We start from the raw sequence: 21,609 nt of genomic DNA, 5'->3' as shown, positions 1-21,609 counted from the left end.
GGCATTATCACTCAAAAGATAGGGATTGTTAATAAAAATGGGGATTTGGGCTATAGTTCGGTTAAAATCTCTTCCAGAGTTTTCTTAACTAAATCACGCTTTGAGTCAAGATCTTGATCGACTTCAAAGGCCTTTAGAGAGGCACCGATTTTTAGGAAGTTGTAGCATGAGAAGCTGCCGGCCATTTTGTGAAGGACTTGGCGCAGCTCATTTTCTTGCATTGTCGCAACTTTTGGCAGGAGGTAGTTAATTTCTGTTTTCTTAGATGCCTTAAACTTGGGAAGTAGTTTTTGAATATGTGAATTGAGACTCTTTTCCATGATATCACCTTGTGGGATATTTGAGGGAGCATTAGGCTCCCTCAGTAGTGTCGAGTACTATTTTTTAACTGTTTTTTTGGCGGCCTTTCTTGGAGCTGCTTTTTTGGCCGGGGCCTTCTTTGCGGCCACTTTCTTAGTTGTTTTTTTGGTCGCTTTTTTTGTTGCTGTTTTTGCCACCTTTTTTGGGGCGGCTTTTTTAGCAGGCGCCTTCTTTGCTGCCGCTTTCTTTTTTACTACTTTCTTAGCAGTCTTGGCCTTCTTCTTAATTGTCGCCTCGGCCTCTTTTACTTTCTTTGTTGCTGTTTTCTTGGCTTTTTTCATTTCATCTTTAAGATACTTATCAAGTGTCTTTTGAAGCTTTTGCACATCTTTGATGTGTCCATCTAGATACTTCTTAGCGGCCTTAACTTCTTTTTGAATTGTTGAATCAACAAATTTTTCAACTTTCTTTTTTTCTTTTTGTAGCGTTAGAACAACTTTCTTTACATCTTTATCCATCACGTTGCGAGCTTCTTTCTCAACTTGACCGATAAAGTTCATCACGTTCTTTTCTACTTCTTTTACAGATTTATTAGCAATAACATTATCAACCATTGCTTTTACATCATCGAAAGAATTAACTACTTTTTCAAATGTCTTATTCATCTTTTCTTACTCCCTAAATCAATAGACTAGTCTAAATTAAAATCAACCTTCTTACATATCGGCACACGTCTTCCAAAACCAAAGCTTTTATCTTTAAGTTTTAAAATAGGACAGAACTGCTGCCTTTTGTATTCACTATTTAATATCAGTTTAATGACTCTTTCAACTTCAGTTTTGTTTAACCCAAGCTTAAGAAGGTCTTCCATGTCGTAGCGATAAGAAAGATATGATTCTAATATCATATCGAGGGTGTCGTACGGAGGTAAAGAATCTTCATCTTTTTGCTCGGCCCTAAGCTCTGCACTCGGTGGCCTCTCAATAACAGCAGCTGGAATAATATTGTTGAAGTTCTTGTTGATATGCCTTGAAAGGGCAAAAACCTCACTCTTATAGAGATCCCCAAGAATGCTAAGTGCCCCAACTGAGTCACCATATAGAGTCGAGTAGCCAACAGCAAGTTCAGACTTGTTAGATGTGTTGATGACCATCGCTCCGGTTTGGTTTGAGCGTGCATAAAGTAAGGCGCCTCTTAGGCGTGATTGTATATTTTCATCGGCCAGTCCTGATAGAGGGTCTAGCGAGTCTTGAAATAGGTTTTGCACTGATGAGTGGAGAAACTTAATTGGTACATTATGAAGCTTTATTCCAAGGTTCTTACAGAGCTCTTCGCTGATCTCCCAGCTTAGGCCAGCAGAGAATTTTGAAGGCATATAAATGGCCTCAACTTCTTGTCCAGGTCGCAAGAATAACTTAACCAGTGTTAGGACAAGTGCTGAGTCGATTCCACCAGAAAGGGCCACAAGGAATTTGTTCATCCCACACTTTCTGGCATAGTCTTGTAGACCTAAATTAATGGCACCTAAAATAGCATCGAGTTTTTCTTCACTCAGTGGCCTAAGCCTTGCTCCATTAGGAGTCTTTTCAATATGAGGGCCAAAAAGGGATTCCCAAGAGTGTTTCCCCTGAGGTGCTGCTCCTAGATCTTTCATTTTGACTGCTGGGCCAACTTCAACTTCCATTTTATCTGCTACAAATGACTTGGCCTTGGCAATTACTGTTTGGCCATTGACGACAAAGCTTGCACCATCAAAAATGATTTCATCTTCTGCACCAACTTTATTGACGTAGTAAAAAGGGATATTAAATACCTTTGAGATTTCGCTGGCCCTTTTAAGACGCTTATCTTCTTTATCGATATTCCACGGCGACGCACTTAGATTGATGACTCCATTTAGGCTTTCACCTTGGGCCTTGTTCATAAGAAGTTGGAGTGGGTCAATTGCATACTGCTTTGAGTGCCACATATCCTCACAAATAAGTAGACCAAATTTATAGTCCCCAAGAGTCCAAATTGTGGCAGAATCTCCTGGTGTATAGTATTTCGTTTCATCAAAAATATCATAGGCCGGCAGAAGGCACTTCTTATAAATATCCTTTAGATTAGCATCTTTAGTGACTTCATAAATGACGTTGTAGATATTTGAAGGAATTTCATTATTTTCTTCAAAGTCATAACGAACCCCACCGATTAACAAGGCCGTGTGCTCTTCAAAATCTGTCTTGGAAAATAACTCTTTTAGAGCACCTAGCAATTCGTGATATTCGCGAATAAATGTTTTTTGTAGAACTAAATCCTGGAGGGGATATCCTGTTAAAAATGACTCTGGAAAGATGTGAATCTTATTTTGAAAGCCTTGAGATTGAACAAGATTCTCTATGTATTTGTAAACTTGTGTAAAGTTGCCAATGGTGTGATCAGTTTGATGAATGACTATTTGCATTGCGTCGTCTCTATGTTAATAATATACGTTAAATACTGGTAATTAATGGACTTTATAGCATGTTTGCATATATAAGGTCTATATCATCATTTAAGTATATTAAAGAGGTTGAAATTGTCTAATTCGCAAAAAGTAATTGTTATTGGTGCTGGAATGGCCGGTAGTGAAGCCGCCAATTTTCTAGCAAATCATGGTGTTGAAGTTATTCTTGTAGAAAATAAAACGATCCAGAGAAACCCAGCACAGAAAATCGATGCATTCGCAGAATTAGTATGCACGAACTCACTTAAGTCGATGAATCCAGCTTCTGGGCATGGACTTCTTAAATATGAGATGGACGCTCTTGGCTCCATCATTCTTGACTCTGCAAGAAAGCATGCGGTTCCTGCAGGGGATGCTCTTGCGGTAGATCGTGATGGCTTTTCAGGAGAAGTAACTGATCGTCTTCATAAAAATGAAAAGATCACAATTGTTGCACAAGATGCATCAGATCCTCAGGCGCTAATGGCCGAGTATCAGGCAGATGCTTGTATTATCGCTTCTGGCCCTCTAACGACAGAAGGCCTATCAAATTGGATCGTTAAGAATATTTCAAATGACGACTTCTATTTCTACGATGCAATTGCACCAGTAGTGGATGGAGACAGTCTTGATTACTCAAAGCTATATTACAAAGATCGCCACAAGCCAGTAAGTGAAGAAGAAGGTGAGGAAGCGGATTATCTAAATGCTCCAATGAATCAGGAGCAATATGAAGCTTTTATCGCAGAGCTTGTTAAGGCAGAGAAAGTACCGGCCCAAAATTTTGAAGATTATAAATTCTTCGAGTCATGCCTACCTGTTGATATTATGGCAGAGCGTGGTGTTGATACGGCCCGTTTCTCATGTATGAAGCCTATTGGACTGGAATTACCTGATGGCTCTCTTCCATATGCCTGTGTTCAGCTAAGACGTGAAAATCTACTCGGTTCGGCCTTTAATATGGTTGGATTCCAGACTCGTCTAAAATACCCTGAGCAAACACGTGTCTTTAAGATGATTCCTGGTTTTGAAAATGCAAGTTTTCTTCACCTAGGTTCTGTTCATAGAAACTCATTTATTAACTCAAGAACACTGCTAGATTTTGATCTAAGTGTTAAGAAATTTCCTAATATTTACTTTGCTGGTCAGATTACTGGAGTTGAAGGTTATACTGAGTCAGCTTCCATGGGACAGTATGTAGCGCTTCAACTTCTTAAGAAGTTAAGAGGTGAGGAAGTTAAACAATTTCCTGTGGAGACAGGACTAGGTGCCCTTGTTAACTATATTATGACAGTGCCTAAGCCAACTCCATCAAATATTAACTTCGGACTTCTTCCTCCGGTTACTCTTACTAAAGAACAAAGACGTGATCGTAAGAATCGTAAAAAAGTCAAAAAGCAACTTGCTTCTGATCGTGCGAAACTTGTCTTTGATGAATTCATGAGTGGGTACTTTACGAAGTGAAAGGTTTAAGCTTTATTCTCATTGCTTGCTTTATTTGGGCGCTGGATACGCTTATTCGCTATCCTCTGCTTTATAAGTACAATAGCAGTGAGATCATTGTTTTTGGTGAGCACTTATTTCTTACCATTCTCTTTCTTCCAACTCTCTATATTGCAAGAAAGAAAATCTTAAAGATGAAGCCATTTGAAATGCTTTGCTTCTTTATGATTGGCGCAATGGGCTCGGCCATTGCTACTTTAACTTTCACAAAATCATTTGCGCTCCTAAATCCATCACTGGTTATTCTCTTACAAAAGCTTCAACCATTTATTGCCATAAGTCTTGCTTACCTTATTTTAAAAGAGCGTATCACGAAGCGCTTTCTCTTGTGGGCAGCTGTTTCATTATTTGGGGCAATATTAATTAGCTACCAGGATATTAATAGCGCTATTAATTTGATTAAGACTGGACAAGTGAGCTTTGATCGCTCGTCTTTATATGGGCTTTGCCTAGCTCTCATTTCTGTCATGAGTTGGGGGAGTGCGACAGTATTTGGAAAGTACCTAATGAAGAAGAATTGGGTTGAAAAAGAAGTGATGTCACTGCGCTTTGCAGTCGGCCTTCTTGCTATTATTCCTTTTATGATTGGAACAGGCACAGGACTTAATTTTCCAATTGAGTTATGGGGAAAGGTTAGTATCTTGGCCCTCATTTCTGGAATTTTTGGAATGTACTTCTATTATAAGGGGCTAGGACTAGTCTCTGCTAAGGTTTGTACTATTGCTGAAATGTCTTTTCCATTCTTTGCAGTCATAATCAATTGGGTTGCCCTTGATCAGAAGCTTAGCGTTGTTCAGCTATTGGGTGGGGCATTTTTACTGCTCGGATCAACGATGCTACAATTAGCAAATAGAAAACACGAATTAAACGTTCAAGTGAATTAATTTTATTAGGGAGACTAGGTGGGCCATTTACCAATGGATCTAACAGATAAGATTTTTTTGATTGCAGGAGCAGCAGGTTTTGTTCCTTCAACTGTTGCCCAGCTTTATCTTGATAAAGGTGCGACAGTCTATGGCCTTGATAATTTTATAACAGGTTCAAATTCTAATATTGAACTTCTCTCTAAATATGAAAACTTCCACTTTATTAAGTGTGATATTGTTCAGGGACTGCCTGATTTTGAAGAGGTGAAGTTTGACTTCATCCTCTCTCTTGCGTCATCTGCTTCTCCGGTTGATTTTGAAATCATCCCACTTGAGATCATGATGGCCAATTCAGTTGGAACTCATAATCTTCTCGAGCTTGCAAAAGATCATGGAGCAAGATTTCTAGAGGCTTCAACTTCGGAAATCTACGGTGATCCCGAGATTCACCCACAAGTTGAAGATTACGTTGGACATGTTAATCCAATTGGCCCAAGAAGTTGCTATGATGAATCAAAGCGCTTTGCTGAGGCCCTGACAATGACTTATTTTAGAAAGTACAATGTCGATACACGTATTGTTCGTATCTTTAATACTTATGGACCTCGTATGCGTCCTGATGATGGCCGTGTTATTCCTAATTTTATTAATCAAGCATTGGATGGAGAGGATATCACAATTTATGGTGATGGAGGCCAGACTCGCTCATTTTGCTATGTAACTGATCTTGCAAACGCAATTGATCACGTTCTAATGCTAGGTGATGAGATGCCTTATAATATTGGAAACCCAGATGAGTATTCAATTAAGGAGACGGGAGAATTAATTGTTTCGACTCTCGAGTCATCATCAAAATTATCATACCAGGAACTGCCAAAAGATGATCCAAGGCGTAGAAGACCCGACATTAGTCGTGTTATGAAATTAGGGTACTCGCCAAAAATTTCATTTGAGCAAGGGATTAAAGAAACTGCTAATTATTTTAAAAATATAAAAAATAGGTAATGAGAATATTATGTTAAAAGTTGTTGTCAGCTGCGATGCTGTTATTGAAAGAGATTATTATATTGAGTGTTTAGAAACAATACTTGGTGTTATCGGTGATAACGTTGAGCTTTATACTCTTGTACATAGACAAGGTCAGGTTCTAGGGCCAGTTGAACAAAGAAAAATTCATTCAACATTTCTAAACCGTTTTGTAAAATCTTGGGAAGACCTAGTTGATAAATCTCACTTAGTACACGGTGCCGCTAGAGGTTTATTTATTCCATGTAGTGTTGATCTTGTGGTTAATCTTTCTCGTGGTTTTTCTCAAGAAATCAAGATGTGTGATGATACTTATCTCTTCACTTACTTTGTCGAAGATATTAATTCGATTAAGAAGAAGTCCTCTTTCAAGGAATTCTTTTTCAAAGCATTTACTCGTACGAAACAGAGAAAATATTTAAAAAGAGCAAATACACTTTGGTCAAATGAAGAAGCAATTTTAGAAGAGTTTCCAAGTGCAACTCAGGTAACGCCAGCAATTGCTTTAAAGGATTACAAGATTCTTCCTGAAGGAATGTTTAAGCGTGATTACTTCTTAATTAACTGTGAGCCACTTACAAGCTCTGAAGTTTATAAGATCATCGATATTTATGGTGATAAGAAATTCAAATTCATCGGAAAGCATGATCACTTAGGGCAATATGCGACTAAGCATCCAGAGCTTTTCTTTGGTGATCGCTGCTCAGGTGAGCTCGCTCCTCTTTTAGCTGGAACGAAGTATCTAATTGATACGACAGATAAGTTTCCACATTTTTCACTTAAGGCCTTAAGTTGTGGAAGGCCAGTTCTTACAAATGGAAATAAGTTTTTACCATTTGGTGTAGGAGTGCATGAGCTACCTGCGGACTACCTTGCACTAAGATATCCTGTACAAGTTGGAATTCCTGACGAAGATCCTAAGAAGCGTCATGGGGTTTCTGCTAATTATGAGATGGTTAAATTTAAACATATCTTCTTAAAAGAATTTAATAAGATTAGTGAAGTTATTGAAGAAAAGAAAGCTTCACAACAGATTCAAAGAGATGATAGCTGCTGCGAAGCTTAGTTTATTACTCTAGTGTCTTTTTTAATTTTATAACATTGTAACGATTTGAAATAATCTTCCACAGGGACAGCTTTGAGTCCTTGTGGATTGTTCCTTTATCATCAATGATTTCTTCGTCATTTAGTTGCTCAACTGCATCCTCATTCACTGTTGGATCAAAATTAGATAGCGCCATAACTCCATCTTCACTGTCGAGTAAACTTTCAAAACCATTAAGTTGACTCTTAAGCTTGTTTAAGTAGTCTTTTGAAGCTAGGTCATATGCAACAGCAAGACCTTCTCCTGTTCCTTTTTCTAAGTCTTGTGAATTCTTAGCGATATCTCTGGCCGCATTACGTCCACCAGCTCTTCGATAATTAAGGGCCATCTGAACAGGGGATACATGACCAGCTAGTGTATCTGCTAGATACTTAGAATTTCCTGCTGGATTAAGAATCGCATTGATTGCCTTCTTGGCCTTAGCACTTGTCTTATCAGATTTTGCGAGTGTTTTAAGAACACGATTGGCCGCTTTGTTAATCTTAGCAGCATTTTTATCAAGTGCTTCGTTTACATACTTTGAGTTACCTGTGGCCTTTGTCTTATTATAGCCACCTTGTACTTCACTTAGTCCGATAGCGTTGGCAAAGTTCTCACCTGTTGTCCCAAGTTTCCCCATCTTTATATCCATCTTAGGAATTGTTTTAAGCTTTTCTGTCTTCACTTCATCCACGTCGAATGTTGTATCATTATTACTCATTCCTAATCCCTGAGCGCCTGGAATAACCATACCACTGGCAACAGCTGTTTTTTGGCTCGAGGCCGGATTGTATTGATTATTGTAGCGGGCCAAGAGTTTTCTAAGAACGACTTCTGTTTTTTCTCGGGCACTCTTTGCGCTCTTGTGGGCCTTCTTAGCAGAAGAAAGGGCCTGGCTTTCAAGTGCCAGTGCCACTGCACCAAGACCTAATACCCAATATGTACATGGGTTTGAAGCAGGACAGCCAAAGATTGTCAGGGCCGCACAAATGGCCGCAATAGCAGTAGAGATTGTAATCATCATCATAATTCTCTTATGATGCTTCATCTTATCTTGTGCTGCTTTTTCCATATCTTTTAAAAGTTGAACTTCAGTTTCAAGAGCAACTCTTTGAGTTTGGTGATTCCATGCTTTTTCATCTTGTTCATCAAGCTTTGCTAAGGCATCTTTATAACCTTTAAACTTCTTCTTGTAGCCATCACCCATGGCCGACATAAGAGCAACTGCGAGTATGATCGCCCCTGAGAGCATTGTTCCGATCCCATCTGTCTGGCACATTCCACCGAATAAAAGAACACAGCCTTGTCCTACTTGAGCAGCAGCTGCCAGATAACTCATCGTATCTGAAGCACCTTTTGGACCGCTTGTCTTATGGTTAGTAAAGAGTTTTGCATCGGCCTTTAGATCTTCCTGACATTTTTTATCAATCCCACAATTTTGATATTCCATATTGTAGTTCTTATTGTCGTTGGCATTAACACATTGTTCGAGGTGACAATTATAAACATTTCCACCCTCACACTTTTGATTTGTTCCATCGTGATAACAGTAGTTGGGATCTGATTGTTTTTGTACTTCTGTGCGGCCGTCATCTTCCTCAGATTGTGTGGAGTCTGCAGTCTTTTCTTGCTGCGTTTCAGATTGGACTTGTTCCTGCTGGGCCTGTGTATTCACATCCGTTTGCTCTTGGGCGTAGGCCATAGGAGTCAAAAGCATTGACCATGAAATAAGAGTTATTAATAACTTCTTGATAATTACAAATTGTCCGCTTGCCATTTTCATAGCGTTCTCCTCACCTTATAAGAGTATTTTATCGAAAATGTGTCCATCTCCTTACTATTATATAAGATTTGTTGCAATTTTAGATACTTAGGCATCTTTTACGCCTTTTTGACCGTGTCTTTTTCGTGGCGTTTGCTTTCAATTTTTTCTCAATATTTAAAATTGTCCTAAGATTAGGCTTTATGTTTAGAAAGTATGCAATGCTCTAATATAAGTTGTTAAAAATGCATAAAATAGTTTGGCCTCTATGTTGCTCTAATATTTACAAATAGGAACATGGGGGAAGAAGTGAAGAGGATTTCATCTTTATTATTTATTGTGGCGTTATCAACTCAAGCATTTGGAATGTCATTAGAAGAGTATAATACTCAAGTTGAGAAGATTAATTCGACAATTAAAGATGAGCAAATGCGCCTTCTTGTTAAACAAGAGCTGGCAAAAGAGATTGCGAAGTCTCTTTCAACGCAAAAAGCAGAAGTTAAAGAAGTAGAAGAGGCCCCTGCTGAAAAAGTAGAGCAAGAAAGTCCGAAGACAGTGCAAAATACTCAAGCAGTTCTAGTTCCTGAGTTTGTCGAGGAAAAAGACGATTTTAAATTTCAACTTGGAATCAGTGCCATTGCATCAACATTGGACTTTTATGAAAAAGATATAAACTTGATTGGAAGTGAACTTGCTGTAAGTGGAGTTAAATCAATTGATAATCACAAGTATCGTCTAGGATTAGCTATTCGTTCTTTACGAGCTGAATCGTACACTCTTGCAAATGGTGTAGAATATGAAATGTTGAGTAATGCTGATTACTCTGGTGCGGGAGTGAATTTCTCTTATACTTATATGGTGACAAGTAGCTTTGGAGTTGGTGCATATACGTCTTTCAACTATGGTGAGACTGATATTTGTAAAAACGGTCAGTGCTTGAGTCTTGATACAACAATTAGTGATATTGGGGCCCGATTTGATCTTAACTTAGCGGCCTGGAATCCTTACTTAACAATAGGCTATTCTTTATATAATATTGATGGACGTGAGTTTGATGCTGCTACAGCATACTTAGGATTATTAAATTTTGAATTCTAATTTTTAGGAGAGTAATGAGTCAATTCGATCTATTTGGAGCAGGTGAGAATGAAGAAGTCGTCTACAATTTAAAAGATGGCACGGTGATTTATTATCCAAATTTCTTTGCTAAGACTAAGATTGAATTTAATGACTTGAAGAACTCCCTTAGATGGCAAGAAGGTGAGATTACTCTCTATGGTAAAACTCACGCGATTCCAAGACTACATGCTTGGTATAGTGATGAGAAAGAATATAGCTATTCTGGGGTTAAATTACCTCGCAATAATTGGAGCGATAATTTATTCATCCTAAAAGAAGAAATTGAAAAAATAACAAAACATCAATTTAATGGATGTCTTTGTAATCTATACCGTGATGGAAAAGACTATGCGGCCTGGCATAGTGACGATGAGGCAAGTCTTGGGAGAAACCCTGTGATTGCTTCTGCTTCATTTGGAGAGTCTCGTAAATTTGTTTTAAAGCATCGCTTTGATAAGTCCGTTGAAAAGGTTGAGATTGTTCTTGAAGATAAGAGTCTCTTAATTATGAAAGGCGCTCTTCAACACAATTGGAAGCATCAATTAAATAAGACGGCCAAACAGGTTGATGAGAGAATTAACTTAACTTTTCGTTATATTATCGACTAGCTTTCCCAGCTCTTCGAGCTCCAGTCATATAATTGGTAAGGAGTGTAGCGAGACTTATATTTCATAAACTCATTCTCTTCAATCCAGTAGCCAAGATAGTAATAATCGAGTCCCATATTCTTTGCATGCATAATTTCAGCAAGTGCTCCAAGATGCCCTAAACTCATTTTTTCAAATTGCGGATCATAGCAGAAATAAACACTACTTAAAGCATTTTGGGATTGCTCTAAAATTCCAAAAGCGATCAATTTATTATCAAAGAAGACTTCACTTAGTAGTTGGGTTCCAGTGAAACGATAGAATGTTTCTTTAAAGAGCAACTCGTTATCAATAATCGTTGCATCAATACTGTCGACAAAACGGTTTTGCCCATGTAGGCGATAAATCTCAAAATGCTTTTGCCTGTATAAAAGCGGTGAGAACTTTACTTGCAAACCTTTATTGTGATTTCTTTTTAAAAACTTTGATTGGTTCTTTGTAAGTTTGAATTTTTTAAGATCAACTCGAATGGGAATACACTTTTGGCAATTGGGACAAAGTGGCCTAAAGATGAATTGGCCAAACTTTCTCCAACCACGCTCAAGCAGAAAGTCTAATTCAGTATCATTTAATTCAGAACTAAAGAAGAACTCGTGCTGTTCCATTTCCTCTTTTAAATATGGACACTGATCAAGATCGCTAATTCGAGGGCTTAGAATCATTTTCATTTGATTATAATAGCATTAATTGGGTTTGTGTTGAAAGGCTTCTTGTTGTTTTATAAGCTCTTTTAATGGCGCAAGAAATTGATCCTTTTGACTCTCTTGAATATCACCTAGGGCAAGGAGAGTTGCTGTGATGGCTTCTAGAGTTGATAGGTGTGTCTCACCGCAAGACTTGCGAATGCTTTGATATATTGTCTTTTGATCATCTAATTCCAAGTGAAAGCAAGGCAGATCACTAAGCTGGGGCCATGTGTGATAGATCTTTCTGGCCTTCTTCCAAGTCCCATCTAAAGCAATAAAATTCTTGCTCTCTAATAAGTGAATGTTTTCAACATTTAAGGCAATGGATTTTTCATTTTTAAAAAGTAGAAATGGCCTTAGTCCCTTAATTTCTTGCATCAACTCCTCGTTGATATTTTCACTCGTCACAAGTTCAATTTCTGGCGCAACCAGCTTCGCCAGCCTGGCCGTGTTAAAGGGGTGAAGTGCTTCTTTTTGATCTTGTAAAATGATCAGTCTATTTTCTAAAGGTACTTGTTCAATTGTGTGGCATAGACACTGGCCTTGTGGCCGTAGGCAATTGGGGCAATGGTTTCGTTTGGCCATAATTAGATATTTAATTCTTTATTGTACTTGTCCATTAGAATTGGTTTTCGGTAGTACATAATGAAGTAGATAATTGGATAAATAAGTAAATCAAATGCAAAGTTTTCAGTTTTATATTTGATATTATCTGTAATCTTTGTTTGGCCATTTCCAATATCGCGAATATGATAAGTATGAATCCACATTGTGAATGGAAATGGGGTTTCAATGGCCTCTGTTCGAATGATAATTCCATCAGAAGTTTCTTTCTTCTGAGTCACTTCGATAACCCAAGACTGGTAGTGGCCACAGATTGATGTAATTAGGTGAGTTTGATCAGATACAGAGTTACCGTCGAAGCGAGGCACTTCTAAATTGATAAAAGGAGGTGTCGCCTCCTGCATTGTATCGGCATTGAAATTATTCAAAATTTCTTCGACACTTGCATTAACAATGGTATTGATTACTAAACTCTTCATTCCATAGAATTATACATCTGATACTTACTTAACTCAACAACCAGTCTCTAATGTTTAAAAATAATAGAAAAACTTAACACAAAGTTAATTTTTACTTTGTTCGAAAATCTAAAACTATCTTAAGTTGATATGAAATGATTCATATGGCCAAATAGAATATAGTTGACCACTCAACCATGATGGCAAGGAGAAATCTATGAATTTAAAGGAAAGGTTAAAGCTCGAAGAGAAAGAGGCCAGGGATCTAGTAAAGGCCTATTGGCATTTTTCAAAAGTCAAACCTAAGAAGAAGGAAGCTGTTAGTGAGGAGGATGAAGAAAAGCTGGGAAAGCAGGTGGGCCTAATGCTGAACGAGTAGGTGTTGTGCGTGATCTCCTGGAGAGACGTAGGCAGAAAGAGGCCTTAAAGAAGAAACAAGAAGAACTTAAAAAGAAAGCTGAAAAAGAACTCAAAGAGTTTCAAAAAGAGTTAGAAAAGAAAGCCGGTAACGAATAGTTATCTAAGAGCTTTTGTCACACAGTTAGTAAGTCTCTTGTCTCCAGGGTTAAACTCTTGGAGGCATTTTTCGTAGATCTTAGTCGATAATTCATCGCAATTATCCATTCTCTCTTTTATACAGTGGAATGATATTAGTTGCTCAATTTCTATTCGTTGCTCATTAGGATCAACAGGAATTACTGGTGAAACCTTTCTAGGTTTAGGAGAAACTTTTTTCTTTCTTGTTTCAACGGTAATTTTCTTATTCTTGTAGTAGCGACGCTCTTGAGCTTGAGAGCGCTTCTTTGTGATCTCATTCCACTTTGCCGCTCTAAGTTTCTTATAGTAGAGAAGTTGTCTCTCTCTTTGAGTTAGGGGCTTCACAGGTGCTTGCTTAGTTGCACATGAGGCAATCAAGCTAGCAGATATGAGTAGAATGGTAAGCTTAAAAATCTTTAATAGCATCAACTAGAGTTTCGTCGTCAATAAATGGGTTGCGACTATTTTGAATTTCGTAAATTCGGTTATTGATTCTTACCTCAAATGCATCAACAGGGTCATCATTATGCCATTTTCTCAAATAGAATTCCTGAGCTTCATCGATTGGAAGATTATAGCGAGTAGAGAAGTAGAAAAGTGCTCTTGCGATATTACCTCTAATTTCTTGAGGTGGTTCAAATGATGTTGTTGTTTCATTTGCATAATCGACTTCACCAATATGCGAAACCTGACAATTAGAATTCACAACTCTTCCATTAACTTCACCAAATGGGTGATTACTGCGTGATGAATTAGCTCTTGAATTTGCAGGAAATAAGTGATGAAGATCGTTCTTTTGAGTGTTGCGGCCTTCTCTTGGATTAAAGCGAGATTGAGGCCAACTGTGTTCACAATTCATAACTTGATGATTTGGAATTTGCATTTTTCCAATACCATCTCTTTCATCAACTTCTTGGTTACAGTAAATATCTTTTACGTAATATCCTTGAGAAGAAGTTTGAAGGTAAACATCTCCAAATAAATACTTTCTAGCTTCCTTATAATTTCTTGGAACTCTTTGAATAAAACAATTTTGTCTACCCTTACAATCTTTAGCAAGTAAGTCGTTTTTATTTGGTGTTCTAATATGAGCAGATACTAAGATCTCTCTAAGCTTTGCTTTAATTTTTTCAGAAGAATTTATCGTTGTGTTTGAGATGAACTGGGCCGTATCCTCTGGGTAGTAAGAGTATTTCGTCAGTTGGGTTGAGTTGTAACCAGCAGACGCGCTGAAACTCATTTGAATGTAGATAAGCACCATAAGGTGACTAAGCTTAGTCATTTTAATTCCTTCCTTGGAATGATTATACTTTAACAAGAAAACATATCTTGGCCAATAAAAAAACGGAGCAAGAAACGGCCCATAAAAATCACATCGGGGCAATTTAAGAAAAATAAAATTGTAAGTGTCCTCTCTATCGCATATGCGAATCTTATGTTAAATTGAAAAGATATCAATCACCAATTCAGATGTAAGAAAATTTATGAAAAGGAAATACTATGGGTGTTTTGGCAAGTAAAATTATTGGTGTGGGTTCTTACGTACCACCACAAGTTTTTAAAAACTCAGATATCGAAGAAATGATGAACACTTCTAATGAATGGATCGTTCAGCGCACAGGAATTGAGCAACGTCATTGGGTTGATTCAAAGACTTCAACTTCAGATCTTGCTCTTAAGGCGAGTGAAGAGGCCATTGCAAACGCTGGCATTAATAAAGAAGATATCGACATGATTATCTTAGCAACTCTCTCTCCTGATTTTGACTTTCCAGGTACAGGTTGTTTCTTACAAGAGAAGCTTGGGCTTTCAGAAATCCCAGCAATCGATATTCGTCAACAGTGTTCTGGTTTTCTATATGCCATGACTGTTGCTGATAAATTTATTGTTAGTGGTTCAAATAAGAATATTCTTGTTGTTGGTGCTGAAGTGCACTCAAAAGGATTAGATCAAACTCCAGATGGACGTAATGTTTCTGTTCTCTTTGGTGATGGTGCTGGTGCAATTGTTATGAGTGCGACAGAAGTTAATGATAAGAAGACTGAGCCTTGCTTTATCGATGCTTCTCTTCACAGTGAAGGTAAGTATGCTAAAGAGCTTTGGCTTCCTGCTGCAGGAACTGGTTTTGATTCAACGGAAAGACTTTCACAGGCAATGCTTGATGAAAAACTTCACTACCCACAAATGAATGGGAAGACTGTCTTTGTACACGCTGTAAAAAGAATGACTGAAGCACTTTCAAAGCTTATGGCCAAAAATGGTGTAACAGTTGATGATGTTGATGTTTTCTTATTCCACCAAGCAAACTTAAGAATCAATTCTAAAGTTGCAGAGGTGATGGGAATTCCTGAAGAGAAAGTTTTCAATACAATTCAAAAATATGGAAATACAACTGCTGCGACAATTCCTCTAGGAATGCACGATGCGATGAAAGAAGGTGTTCTAAAGCCAGGTATGCTTGTGGCAAGTGCTGCATTCGGTGCTGGCTTTACTTGGGCCGCTTCTCTTTACCGCGTGTAAGGGTGCCATGCACCTTTGGTTTCGCAACTGCTAAAAAGCCTCCGTACTGGAGGCTTTTTTATTTTATAATTTCAGTTAGTTATTTTATATTTCTAGTTTTTTGCTAAGGCCTGTGATTTTCTTCACAATTATACTTTTTTATTCCGATATTTAATTATAATGATTTTTGAGAGGAAGCTAGATGGATAAAGAACTACTAGAAGTATGGAAGTTAGTCTTAAGTCTTATACATATGGATGGCGTTATCTCTTCATCAGAAGAGAAGTGGTTTAAGGAAAAAATAAATGAATTAAGGTCTCACAAGCTTTTAAATGCGACTGAAGAAGACATTGAAGCCTTAAAGCTAAGTTTTAGTCAACCTATAGGAAACTATGTTGAAGCGATCTCACAAATTAAGACACCCGCAAGAAGGTCTTTTATTTTACACATGGTTCGTACAATTGGACATTTAGATAATAATTTTTGTGATAATGAGAAAAAGGTATTTAAAGATATTGAGAGTATTATCTTGGGTGATTTAAATCTTGAGGATATTGAATCTCAGAATCAAAAGATGGAGTTAGATAGTTATGAATTTAAGAACTATTATCAAATTGATGAAAGAGATTCATTCATAACTGTTTTGGCAAAAGTTGTAGCTAAATATCTATGATATTTAATTTTTTTGATAACTTAATAGAATTAATAAAACAATTCACACCTGAGTTTTTACATCATGATCTATTTATACTTTTGATAATAAATCTGTTTATCTCTATCTTTGTAAATTATGCAATTAAGCTAATTTCAAAATACTCAAACAAAATAACTGATAAAAAAGAGAGGGATAAGAATACACTTATTATTGCTTATCTCTTATGCTGCTTTATATTTAGCTTCTTGTTACTTGATACACAGAAGGGAATATACACTATTTTGATAATTTATTTGGCCTTAGCTCTTTTATTTTTCTTTATTTATATCGTTTCCCGACAGTATGAGAAGTGGGGCATACCAACTGAGTTTGATGGTGATTTAAGGATTGTCAAGGAGCCACGATTTAAAGATTTCACGATTCTGGCATGTCCAAATTGTAAGACAAGAACAATCTCTTGGATACATGCAGTTAAAGTACCTCAAACTTGTGGTGTGTGTGAAAAGAAGTATAAGGGGATGATTTCGATAAGATTAAATCGATTTTTTTTGTCTGTTTCTTTTTTATCTCTGGCACTAGGTTTATACCTCTTAACAGTGCCTGGAATATCCAAAAGTATTTGTTCGCTAATTATGTTTAGTGGCCTTGTTGCACATATGATTTATCGAGTAATACCTAAGGGGCCAGAGGAAGTTAAGGAAGACATATTTGTAATTAATAAACATAAATAAGTGTTTAGAACATCTTTTTAAATTTCTATTTAATAAAAAAAGCCTCCGAACTGGAGGCTTTGTATTTTGCTTTTTTATTGGCAGTAGTTGTAATCGCGGAAGTAGCGAGCACAGAAGTTTTGTGGGAAGCGACAGTCATCCATATTGCTTGACCAGTAGCTTGCACTTTGGCAGTACTTTGTGTCTTGTTTTTCAACATTAACAATGAACTTTCCAGTAGCAACTTCGCGTCCATTTTTTTCTAGCTTGTACTCGATTTCATTTTCACCGTAGTAGTTAAGTAGTGGCCTTTGAAGTAGAGTGTAGATCCAAAGATTGAACTTCTTAGAACTTTCACCTTTTTCAGCATCAAATGAAGATGACTTCGATTTTTTGCGTCCCTTGTGGTCCTTGTAGTATAGAGTTACTTCGTCTGCATCAACTCTTTCACCTTCGTCTAGAACAAAGCGTGAAAACTCAGATGGGCTTAAGTAATTTGCACTACAATTTACGTAGCGAATTTGGTGCTGATTTCTGTCATTACATGTTAAGCGGATACTCCCTTCAACAGGGTTGGAAGCTAAATCATTTCCAATTTGAAGTCCTGCACCGAAAGCAGGCAGAAGCATTAGTAAACTAATTAGTACTTTCATTATAAACTCCTTTTTATAATCCTATTAATGATATTAAGGAGTTTTAGTTTATGCAATTTTATCTAGCTTAAAGATAGAACTTGTAAGTTTATGAGTTAAAGCTCACGCGCTTTAAGTTTAGCGTAATTGTAGATTAATTCACGCCAGTTTTGCATAAGCGCAGGGGCCGTAAGCTTAACAAGTTTTGGATCGCTTGGAATATAGTCGTAAAGAAAGTATTCCATGGCAAATTGAATTGTCTGCATACCGATATATAACTCAGTAAAGAAGTCGATATCACCCTTTTGATAGTAGGCGATTAATTCGGCCACGTCTTGGTGGTATTCACATGAGCCGCATCCGTTACACATTCCGTAGTTTTCAACAAAGGCCAGGTGCTGCTGAGTTTGAGTTGCAATAACTTGCTCCCTCTCATCTGAGTCAGCACTAAAGCTCTCAACTAATTCAAGTGCACGTTCCGGATACTGATTGATGGCCATGAAAATGCGCTCATAGAATGTAGCGTATAGGGAAGTAAAAATTGAATCTTCAATTAGATAGTAGAAGAAGTCTTCTGTGGATTTTGTTCCAGCTTTTAAGTTTTCATAACTAGCAAGGGCCATCTTAAGAGGTGCATCTTCAAACTCTTCTAATTCAAAGAAGATTTTTGCAAGCTCTTGTTTGCCAAGATCGAATTCACTCTTGTGCTTAAATTTTGAAAACATGAACGCCTCCACATAAGTTCTTGTTCTAGATTTTATCAAATTAAATTAAATCAAGAACTTATGTGGAGTGAGTGGCAGAAAGTGCCAGTCTTATGGGCAAGGTATAGTAAATACCTTGTGTATTTCTTCGATGCGATTAAGAGTGTCGCTATCAAGAGTCACTTCACTTGTGGCAAGGTTCTCTCTTAATTGCTCCATCGTCGTTGCACCGATGATATTTGATGTATTAAATTCACGCTTGTTCACAAAGGCAAGAGCAAGAGTTGCAGGAGAGAGTCCAACATCGCTAGCAAGTTCGACATAAGCTCTGATCGCGTTTTGTGCATGCTCTGAAGAGTAGCGTGTGAAGTACTCACCGTATTCAGTTAGGCGAGAATTTGCAGGTTTCTTTCCATCTAGATACTTTCCAGAGAGCGCGCCAAAAGCAAGTGGTGAATAAGCAAGTAGTCCGACTTTCTCACGAATTGCCATTTCAGCAAGACCAACTTCAAATGAACGATTAAGTAGAGAGTATGGATTTTGAATTGAAACTGGGCGTTCAATATTTGTTTCTTTGGCCGCTTCAAGGTATTTCATAACTCCCCATGGTGATTCATTTGATAATCCCCAGTGAAGAATCTTACCTTCTTTAATAAGCTCATCCATGGCCTCCACTCTTTCATTGAAGCTTACTTCAATCTCAGGTGTGATATGCTCGTAATTTAGACGGCCAAAGAAATTTGTCACACGTGATGGCCAGTGAATTTGGTAGAGGTCTAAGTATTCAGTGTTAAGTCTTTTTAGAGAAGCTTCACAAGCTGTTTTAATATCGCTTTTTGAAAAGGCGATCTTTCTAATGTCACTATTTCTAATGTAGCTATCCATTGATCCAGGGCCTGCAACTTTAGAAGCAAGAATAAACTTGTCTCTGTGAGTTTGCATCTTATCCCATTTACCAATGAATTGTTCTGTCTTTGTGTATGTACTTTGTTGACCAGGAACTGGATACATTTCAGCTGTATCAATAAAGTTAACTCCATAGTCGAGCGCTAAATCAAGTTGCTCATGGGCCTCTTCAATTGTATTTTGCTCACCCCATGTCATTGTCCCAAGACAAATTTCACTGACTTTAATATCTGTATTTCCAAGTTGATTAAATTTCATAAACCCTCATTTATATTTGGTTTTATTATTGCTGCTTAACCATTTCTTCTAATGGAAGCTGTGTTTGTTTCTTGATGTAATTTACTAGAGTAAAAATAATAATCACTGTCACAATTAAAGTTGGTACAGAGATCACTGGGAAGCTAAGTGCAGTCATTCTTCCTAAGCTCTCATTAAACTCAACTGTTCCAGGGGCGCCTTTAAGGACGATGACCGCTAGAACATAATTTAAAAATGCTGACAGAAAGAATGTTGAAGAGAAGTAGAATCCTGCAATGTGAATCTTTTGTTTGAAGTCGTCGTGTAAACCTCTTGCTTCAAAAGCCAGGTGGATTTTTTCCATATCAAAAATTTGCTCAAATAAAGTTCTTATCAGTGGCTTCTTTGTAAATTGAGAAGCAAGTACAAAAAGACCAATTACAAGTGGAACAGCAGTTTCTTTGACAATCATCCATGTGCGATCTAGTTCTAAAAGACCAATTCCGCCTGTTAGCAGAACGCTCACAAGACCAATGGCCGCAATCCAGTTAAACTTTCTTTTAGAGATAAAGTCCCATGCACCATAGAGAAGTGGAAAAGCAAGGGCAATGATAAGAGCATTAACTTGTCCTAGTTTTTCAGGCCCTGAGAACTTCGTTAGTATTACTGACGGAATCACAACATTACAAAGAATGTTGATGAACGGGTTTTCATTTTTTTCGTTTTTACTTTTTTGAATATTCGTTTCAGTCGAATCTGACATTTAAAATCCTTTTATAATTTGCTCTTCATAATACCTAAATCAATAAAGTAGGAAAAGGTTTAAAAGACCAATGTGAAAACTCGGGTATTGTAACAACTTCTTACAACCTGAAATCTGAACTTGTCTTAAGAAAATTTAAATGAAATCATTTTTTTTACCCGAATTACTTTTGATCACGGATGAACATAAGGATAAATCATGAAAAAACTATTTCTTGCACTAGGTATGACGTGCGCACTGAGCGCTTCAGCTCAAAATTACAATGGTTACATTGTTAAATTAAAGCCAGGTTACGAATCTTTTGTTAACACAAATATGGCCGATGCTCAGGTTAGAAAACTTAGCTTTGGTACATTTGCTGTTGTTAAGCAAAAATTCGAAGGTCTTGTACAAGACCCAGCGGTTGAGTATGTTGAGAAAAACTGGATTATTAACTTAAATGAATTCTCTGCACCTCAACAAGATGACTCTTCACTAACTGAAAATCGCGATGAACAATTTTCTAAGCAGTGGGGACTTTTAAATGATGGAAGCAACTCTGGTGGTTGGTTTTCAAGAGGAAAAGCTGGTGAAGACATCAATGCAACTGCTGCATGGAATGTTGAAACAGGTAATCGCGACCTAGTTGTAGCTGTTATTGATACAGGTGTTGACTACACTCACACTGATCTTAAAGCTAACACTTGGAAGAATGAAGGTGAAATCGCAGGTAACGGAATTGATGATGATGGAAACGGATTCATTGATGATGTATACGGATATGACTTCGCAAATAAAGATGGTGACCCAATGGATGGCCACTCTCACGGAACTCACTGTGCTGGTGTAATTGGTGCTCGTCACAATGGAACTGGTATTATGGGTGTAATGGCAAATGTTAAAATTATGTCGATTAAATTCCTAAGTGATAGTGGTTCAGGTGAAACAATTGATGCAATCTCTTCAATTGACTACGCTGTTGCTAATGGAGCAAAAATTCTTTCAAACTCTTGGGGTGGAGGAGAGTACTCTGAAGCACTTAAGGAGTCGATCGAAAACGCACGTGATAAAGGTGTTCTTTTCGTAGCTGCTGCAGGTAACTCGAGGATGGATAATGATTCTAGGCCAACGTATCCAGCAAATTATGATGTTGCTAACGTGATCACTGTTGGTGCAATGGATGGAAAAGGTAACCGTTCATCATTTTCTAACTATGGACAAGAAACAGTTCACGTATTTGCTCCAGGATCAAATATTCTTTCAACTGTTCCAAATAACCGTTATAAGAAAATGTCTGGGACTTCAATGGCCACGCCAATGGTTTCAGGGGTTCTAGGGCTTCTACTTTCAAAAGAAGATGGACTATCTTTTTCTGAAATTAAAGAAAGAATTTATTCTACTTCTGTACCTAATCCAGGACTTATCACAAAAGCTAAGTCTGGACGTATTGAAGCTTACCGCCTACTTAACAATATCCAAAACTAGTGATATATAAAGAGGGGAGT

25 protein-coding genes are annotated in these 21,609 nt (G+C 37.5%); 12 read left to right on the top strand and 13 right to left on the bottom strand.

The window, feature by feature from the left end; translation table 11 throughout:
- Window positions 1-50: 50 nt before the first annotated feature.
- Genes ABMA78_RS00555 through ABMA78_RS00545 form a run of 3 tightly spaced genes read right to left on the bottom strand, consistent with a single transcriptional unit; the run spans window position 51 to window position 2,746 of the window.
- A complete protein-coding gene (locus ABMA78_RS00555) occupies window positions 51-320 on the bottom strand; it encodes a hypothetical protein (protein WP_392855986.1) in 270 nt (89 codons plus the stop codon).
- Window positions 321-377: 57 nt separating this feature from the next.
- Window positions 378-965: a hypothetical protein gene (locus ABMA78_RS00550; RefSeq protein ID WP_392855983.1), complete on the bottom strand. Its 588-nt coding sequence runs from the start codon at window positions 963-965 to the stop codon at window positions 378-380.
- A gap of 26 nt (window positions 966-991) precedes the next feature.
- Window positions 992-2,746 carry an NAD+ synthase gene (locus tag ABMA78_RS00545; RefSeq protein ID WP_392855982.1) on the bottom strand — a complete coding sequence of 585 codons (1,755 nt, stop codon included), beginning with the start codon at window positions 2,744-2,746 and terminating at the stop codon, window positions 992-994.
- Between the two features lie 114 nt (window positions 2,747-2,860).
- On the opposite strand from ABMA78_RS00545, the gene trmFO reads away from it, so the two are divergent.
- Genes trmFO through ABMA78_RS00525 form a run of 4 tightly spaced genes read left to right on the top strand, consistent with a single transcriptional unit; the run spans window position 2,861 to window position 7,228 of the window.
- A complete protein-coding gene (gene trmFO, locus ABMA78_RS00540; protein WP_392855980.1) occupies window positions 2,861-4,231 on the top strand; it encodes a methylenetetrahydrofolate--tRNA-(uracil(54)-C(5))-methyltransferase (FADH(2)-oxidizing) TrmFO in 1,371 nt (456 codons plus the stop codon).
- Window positions 4,228-5,154 (top strand): DMT family transporter, encoded by a 927-nt coding sequence (locus ABMA78_RS00535; RefSeq protein WP_392855978.1) that lies wholly within the window; start codon window positions 4,228-4,230, stop codon window positions 5,152-5,154. The genes trmFO and ABMA78_RS00535 overlap by 4 nt, the downstream gene beginning before the upstream one ends.
- Window positions 5,155-5,172: 18 nt before the next feature.
- Window positions 5,173-6,141 (top strand): NAD-dependent epimerase/dehydratase family protein, encoded by a 969-nt coding sequence (locus tag ABMA78_RS00530; protein ID WP_392855976.1) that lies wholly within the window; start codon window positions 5,173-5,175, stop codon window positions 6,139-6,141.
- Window positions 6,142-6,151: 10 nt separating this feature from the next.
- Complete coding sequence (locus ABMA78_RS00525; protein WP_392855973.1) at window positions 6,152-7,228, top strand: hypothetical protein; 1,077 nt, start codon at window positions 6,152-6,154, stop codon at window positions 7,226-7,228.
- A 4-nt stretch (window positions 7,229-7,232) separates the two neighbouring features.
- Here the strand turns inward: ABMA78_RS00525 and ABMA78_RS00520 are convergent, their stop codons facing one another.
- On the bottom strand, window positions 7,233-9,029 hold the full coding sequence (locus ABMA78_RS00520; RefSeq protein WP_392855971.1) for a hypothetical protein: 1,797 nt from the start codon (window positions 9,027-9,029) through the stop codon (window positions 7,233-7,235).
- A 288-nt stretch (window positions 9,030-9,317) separates the two neighbouring features.
- Between ABMA78_RS00520 and ABMA78_RS00515 the strand changes: the two genes are divergently transcribed.
- Window positions 9,318-10,106 carry a hypothetical protein gene (locus ABMA78_RS00515; RefSeq protein WP_392855970.1) on the top strand — a complete coding sequence of 263 codons (789 nt, stop codon included), beginning with the start codon at window positions 9,318-9,320 and terminating at the stop codon, window positions 10,104-10,106.
- Between the two features lie 14 nt (window positions 10,107-10,120).
- The gene (locus tag ABMA78_RS00510; RefSeq protein ID WP_392855969.1) at window positions 10,121-10,735 is read left to right on the top strand and encodes an alpha-ketoglutarate-dependent dioxygenase AlkB family protein; all 615 of its coding nucleotides are present in this window, start codon (window positions 10,121-10,123) and stop codon (window positions 10,733-10,735) included.
- On the opposite strand, the gene ABMA78_RS00505 is transcribed toward ABMA78_RS00510, so the two are convergent.
- From ABMA78_RS00505 to ABMA78_RS00495, 3 genes are read right to left on the bottom strand one after another with little or no spacing between them, the layout of a single operon-like run.
- Window positions 10,732-11,442 carry an arginyltransferase gene (locus tag ABMA78_RS00505; protein ID WP_392855967.1) on the bottom strand — a complete coding sequence of 237 codons (711 nt, stop codon included), beginning with the start codon at window positions 11,440-11,442 and terminating at the stop codon, window positions 10,732-10,734. The two genes, ABMA78_RS00510 and ABMA78_RS00505, sit on opposite strands and share 4 nt — an antisense overlap.
- A 15-nt stretch (window positions 11,443-11,457) precedes the next feature.
- On the bottom strand, window positions 11,458-12,045 hold the full coding sequence (locus ABMA78_RS00500; protein ID WP_392855966.1) for a tRNA-uridine aminocarboxypropyltransferase: 588 nt from the start codon (window positions 12,043-12,045) through the stop codon (window positions 11,458-11,460).
- A gap of 2 nt (window positions 12,046-12,047) precedes the next feature.
- A complete protein-coding gene (locus ABMA78_RS00495) occupies window positions 12,048-12,503 on the bottom strand; it encodes a hypothetical protein (protein WP_392855963.1) in 456 nt (151 codons plus the stop codon).
- A 196-nt stretch (window positions 12,504-12,699) separates the two neighbouring features.
- Between ABMA78_RS00495 and ABMA78_RS00490 the strand changes: the two genes are divergently transcribed.
- On the top strand, window positions 12,700-12,861 hold the full coding sequence (locus tag ABMA78_RS00490) for a hypothetical protein (RefSeq protein ID WP_392855962.1): 162 nt from the start codon (window positions 12,700-12,702) through the stop codon (window positions 12,859-12,861).
- Between the two features lie 5 nt (window positions 12,862-12,866).
- The gene (locus ABMA78_RS00485) at window positions 12,867-12,998 is read left to right on the top strand and encodes a hypothetical protein (protein ID WP_392855961.1); all 132 of its coding nucleotides are present in this window, start codon (window positions 12,867-12,869) and stop codon (window positions 12,996-12,998) included.
- Here the strand turns inward: ABMA78_RS00485 and ABMA78_RS00480 are convergent, their stop codons facing one another.
- Both ABMA78_RS00480 and ABMA78_RS00475 read right to left on the bottom strand, forming a co-directional pair.
- A complete protein-coding gene (locus ABMA78_RS00480) occupies window positions 12,999-13,445 on the bottom strand; it encodes a hypothetical protein (protein WP_392855959.1) in 447 nt (148 codons plus the stop codon). It abuts the gene before it with no gap.
- The gene (locus ABMA78_RS00475; protein ID WP_392855958.1) at window positions 13,426-14,301 is read right to left on the bottom strand and encodes an endonuclease I family protein; all 876 of its coding nucleotides are present in this window, start codon (window positions 14,299-14,301) and stop codon (window positions 13,426-13,428) included. Before ABMA78_RS00475 ends, ABMA78_RS00480 begins: the two co-directional genes overlap by 20 nt.
- 218 nt (window positions 14,302-14,519) lie before the next feature.
- Here ABMA78_RS00475 and ABMA78_RS00470 point away from each other — a divergent pair, with 218 nt between their 5' ends.
- The 3 genes from ABMA78_RS00470 (at window position 14,520) to ABMA78_RS00460 (ending at window position 16,904) form a co-directional block, all read left to right on the top strand.
- Window positions 14,520-15,539 (top strand): 3-oxoacyl-ACP synthase III family protein, encoded by a 1,020-nt coding sequence (locus tag ABMA78_RS00470; protein ID WP_392855956.1) that lies wholly within the window; start codon window positions 14,520-14,522, stop codon window positions 15,537-15,539.
- Between the two features lie 181 nt (window positions 15,540-15,720).
- Window positions 15,721-16,191: a hypothetical protein gene (locus ABMA78_RS00465; protein WP_392855953.1), complete on the top strand. Its 471-nt coding sequence runs from the start codon at window positions 15,721-15,723 to the stop codon at window positions 16,189-16,191.
- Window positions 16,192-16,418: 227 nt separating this feature from the next.
- Complete coding sequence (locus ABMA78_RS00460) at window positions 16,419-16,904, top strand: hypothetical protein (protein WP_392855952.1); 486 nt, start codon at window positions 16,419-16,421, stop codon at window positions 16,902-16,904.
- A gap of 74 nt (window positions 16,905-16,978) precedes the next feature.
- Here ABMA78_RS00460 and ABMA78_RS00455 read toward each other — a convergent pair whose 3' ends face one another.
- The 4 genes from ABMA78_RS00455 to ABMA78_RS00440 form a co-directional block, all read right to left on the bottom strand.
- A complete protein-coding gene (locus ABMA78_RS00455; protein ID WP_392855949.1) occupies window positions 16,979-17,536 on the bottom strand; it encodes a hypothetical protein in 558 nt (185 codons plus the stop codon).
- Window positions 17,537-17,631: 95 nt separating this feature from the next.
- Window positions 17,632-18,240, bottom strand: coding sequence for a hypothetical protein (locus ABMA78_RS00450; protein WP_392855948.1), 609 nt, complete (start codon window positions 18,238-18,240; stop codon window positions 17,632-17,634).
- A 90-nt stretch (window positions 18,241-18,330) separates the two neighbouring features.
- On the bottom strand, window positions 18,331-19,383 hold the full coding sequence (locus tag ABMA78_RS00445) for an aldo/keto reductase (protein ID WP_392855946.1): 1,053 nt from the start codon (window positions 19,381-19,383) through the stop codon (window positions 18,331-18,333).
- Between the two features lie 25 nt (window positions 19,384-19,408).
- The gene (locus ABMA78_RS00440; RefSeq protein ID WP_392855944.1) at window positions 19,409-20,125 is read right to left on the bottom strand and encodes a VC0807 family protein; all 717 of its coding nucleotides are present in this window, start codon (window positions 20,123-20,125) and stop codon (window positions 19,409-19,411) included.
- Between the two features lie 198 nt (window positions 20,126-20,323).
- Between ABMA78_RS00440 and ABMA78_RS00435 the strand changes: the two genes are divergently transcribed.
- Window positions 20,324-21,589: a S8 family peptidase gene (locus ABMA78_RS00435; RefSeq protein WP_392855942.1), complete on the top strand. Its 1,266-nt coding sequence runs from the start codon at window positions 20,324-20,326 to the stop codon at window positions 21,587-21,589.
- The last annotated feature ends 20 nt before the right edge of the window (window positions 21,590-21,609 follow it).

The sequence above is a fragment of the Halobacteriovorax sp. RZ-2 genome (assembly GCF_043196685.1).
Classification (GTDB): Bacteria; Bdellovibrionota; Bacteriovoracia; order Bacteriovoracales; family Bacteriovoracaceae; genus Halobacteriovorax_A.
Note: the sequence above shows the minus strand (reverse complement) of the source record. Positions and strands in the feature narration are given on the sequence as shown.

Excerpts from the sequence above, each read along its gene's own strand:
- ABMA78_RS00495 (WP_392855963.1), bottom strand. The coding sequence starts at position 12,503 with ATGAAGAGTTTAGTAATCAATACCATTGTTAATGCAAGTGTCGAAGAA.
- ABMA78_RS00525 (WP_392855973.1), top strand. The coding sequence starts at position 6,152 with ATGTTAAAAGTTGTTGTCAGCTGCGATGCTGTTATTGAAAGAGATTAT.
- ABMA78_RS00475 (WP_392855958.1), bottom strand. The coding sequence starts at position 14,301 with ATGACTAAGCTTAGTCACCTTATGGTGCTTATCTACATTCAAATGAGT.
- ABMA78_RS00465 (WP_392855953.1), top strand. The coding sequence starts at position 15,721 with ATGGATAAAGAACTACTAGAAGTATGGAAGTTAGTCTTAAGTCTTATA.
- ABMA78_RS00545 (WP_392855982.1), bottom strand. The coding sequence starts at position 2,746 with ATGCAAATAGTCATTCATCAAACTGATCACACCATTGGCAACTTTACA.
- ABMA78_RS00520 (WP_392855971.1), bottom strand. The coding sequence starts at position 9,029 with ATGAAAATGGCAAGCGGACAATTTGTAATTATCAAGAAGTTATTAATA.
- ABMA78_RS00435 (WP_392855942.1), top strand. The coding sequence starts at position 20,324 with ATGAAAAAACTATTTCTTGCACTAGGTATGACGTGCGCACTGAGCGCT.
- ABMA78_RS00500 (WP_392855966.1), bottom strand. The coding sequence starts at position 12,045 with ATGGCCAAACGAAACCATTGCCCCAATTGCCTACGGCCACAAGGCCAG.
- ABMA78_RS00490 (WP_392855962.1), top strand. The coding sequence starts at position 12,700 with ATGAATTTAAAGGAAAGGTTAAAGCTCGAAGAGAAAGAGGCCAGGGAT.
- ABMA78_RS00470 (WP_392855956.1), top strand. The coding sequence starts at position 14,520 with ATGGGTGTTTTGGCAAGTAAAATTATTGGTGTGGGTTCTTACGTACCA.
- ABMA78_RS00455 (WP_392855949.1), bottom strand. The coding sequence starts at position 17,536 with ATGAAAGTACTAATTAGTTTACTAATGCTTCTGCCTGCTTTCGGTGCA.
- ABMA78_RS00550 (WP_392855983.1), bottom strand. The coding sequence starts at position 965 with ATGAATAAGACATTTGAAAAAGTAGTTAATTCTTTCGATGATGTAAAA.
- ABMA78_RS00505 (WP_392855967.1), bottom strand. The coding sequence starts at position 11,442 with ATGAAAATGATTCTAAGCCCTCGAATTAGCGATCTTGATCAGTGTCCA.
- ABMA78_RS00480 (WP_392855959.1), bottom strand. The coding sequence starts at position 13,445 with ATGCTATTAAAGATTTTTAAGCTTACCATTCTACTCATATCTGCTAGC.
- ABMA78_RS00510 (WP_392855969.1), top strand. The coding sequence starts at position 10,121 with ATGAGTCAATTCGATCTATTTGGAGCAGGTGAGAATGAAGAAGTCGTC.
- ABMA78_RS00555 (WP_392855986.1), bottom strand. The coding sequence starts at position 320 with ATGGAAAAGAGTCTCAATTCACATATTCAAAAACTACTTCCCAAGTTT.
- ABMA78_RS00445 (WP_392855946.1), bottom strand. The coding sequence starts at position 19,383 with ATGAAATTTAATCAACTTGGAAATACAGATATTAAAGTCAGTGAAATT.
- ABMA78_RS00440 (WP_392855944.1), bottom strand. The coding sequence starts at position 20,125 with ATGTCAGATTCGACTGAAACGAATATTCAAAAAAGTAAAAACGAAAAA.
- ABMA78_RS00450 (WP_392855948.1), bottom strand. The coding sequence starts at position 18,240 with ATGTTTTCAAAATTTAAGCACAAGAGTGAATTCGATCTTGGCAAACAA.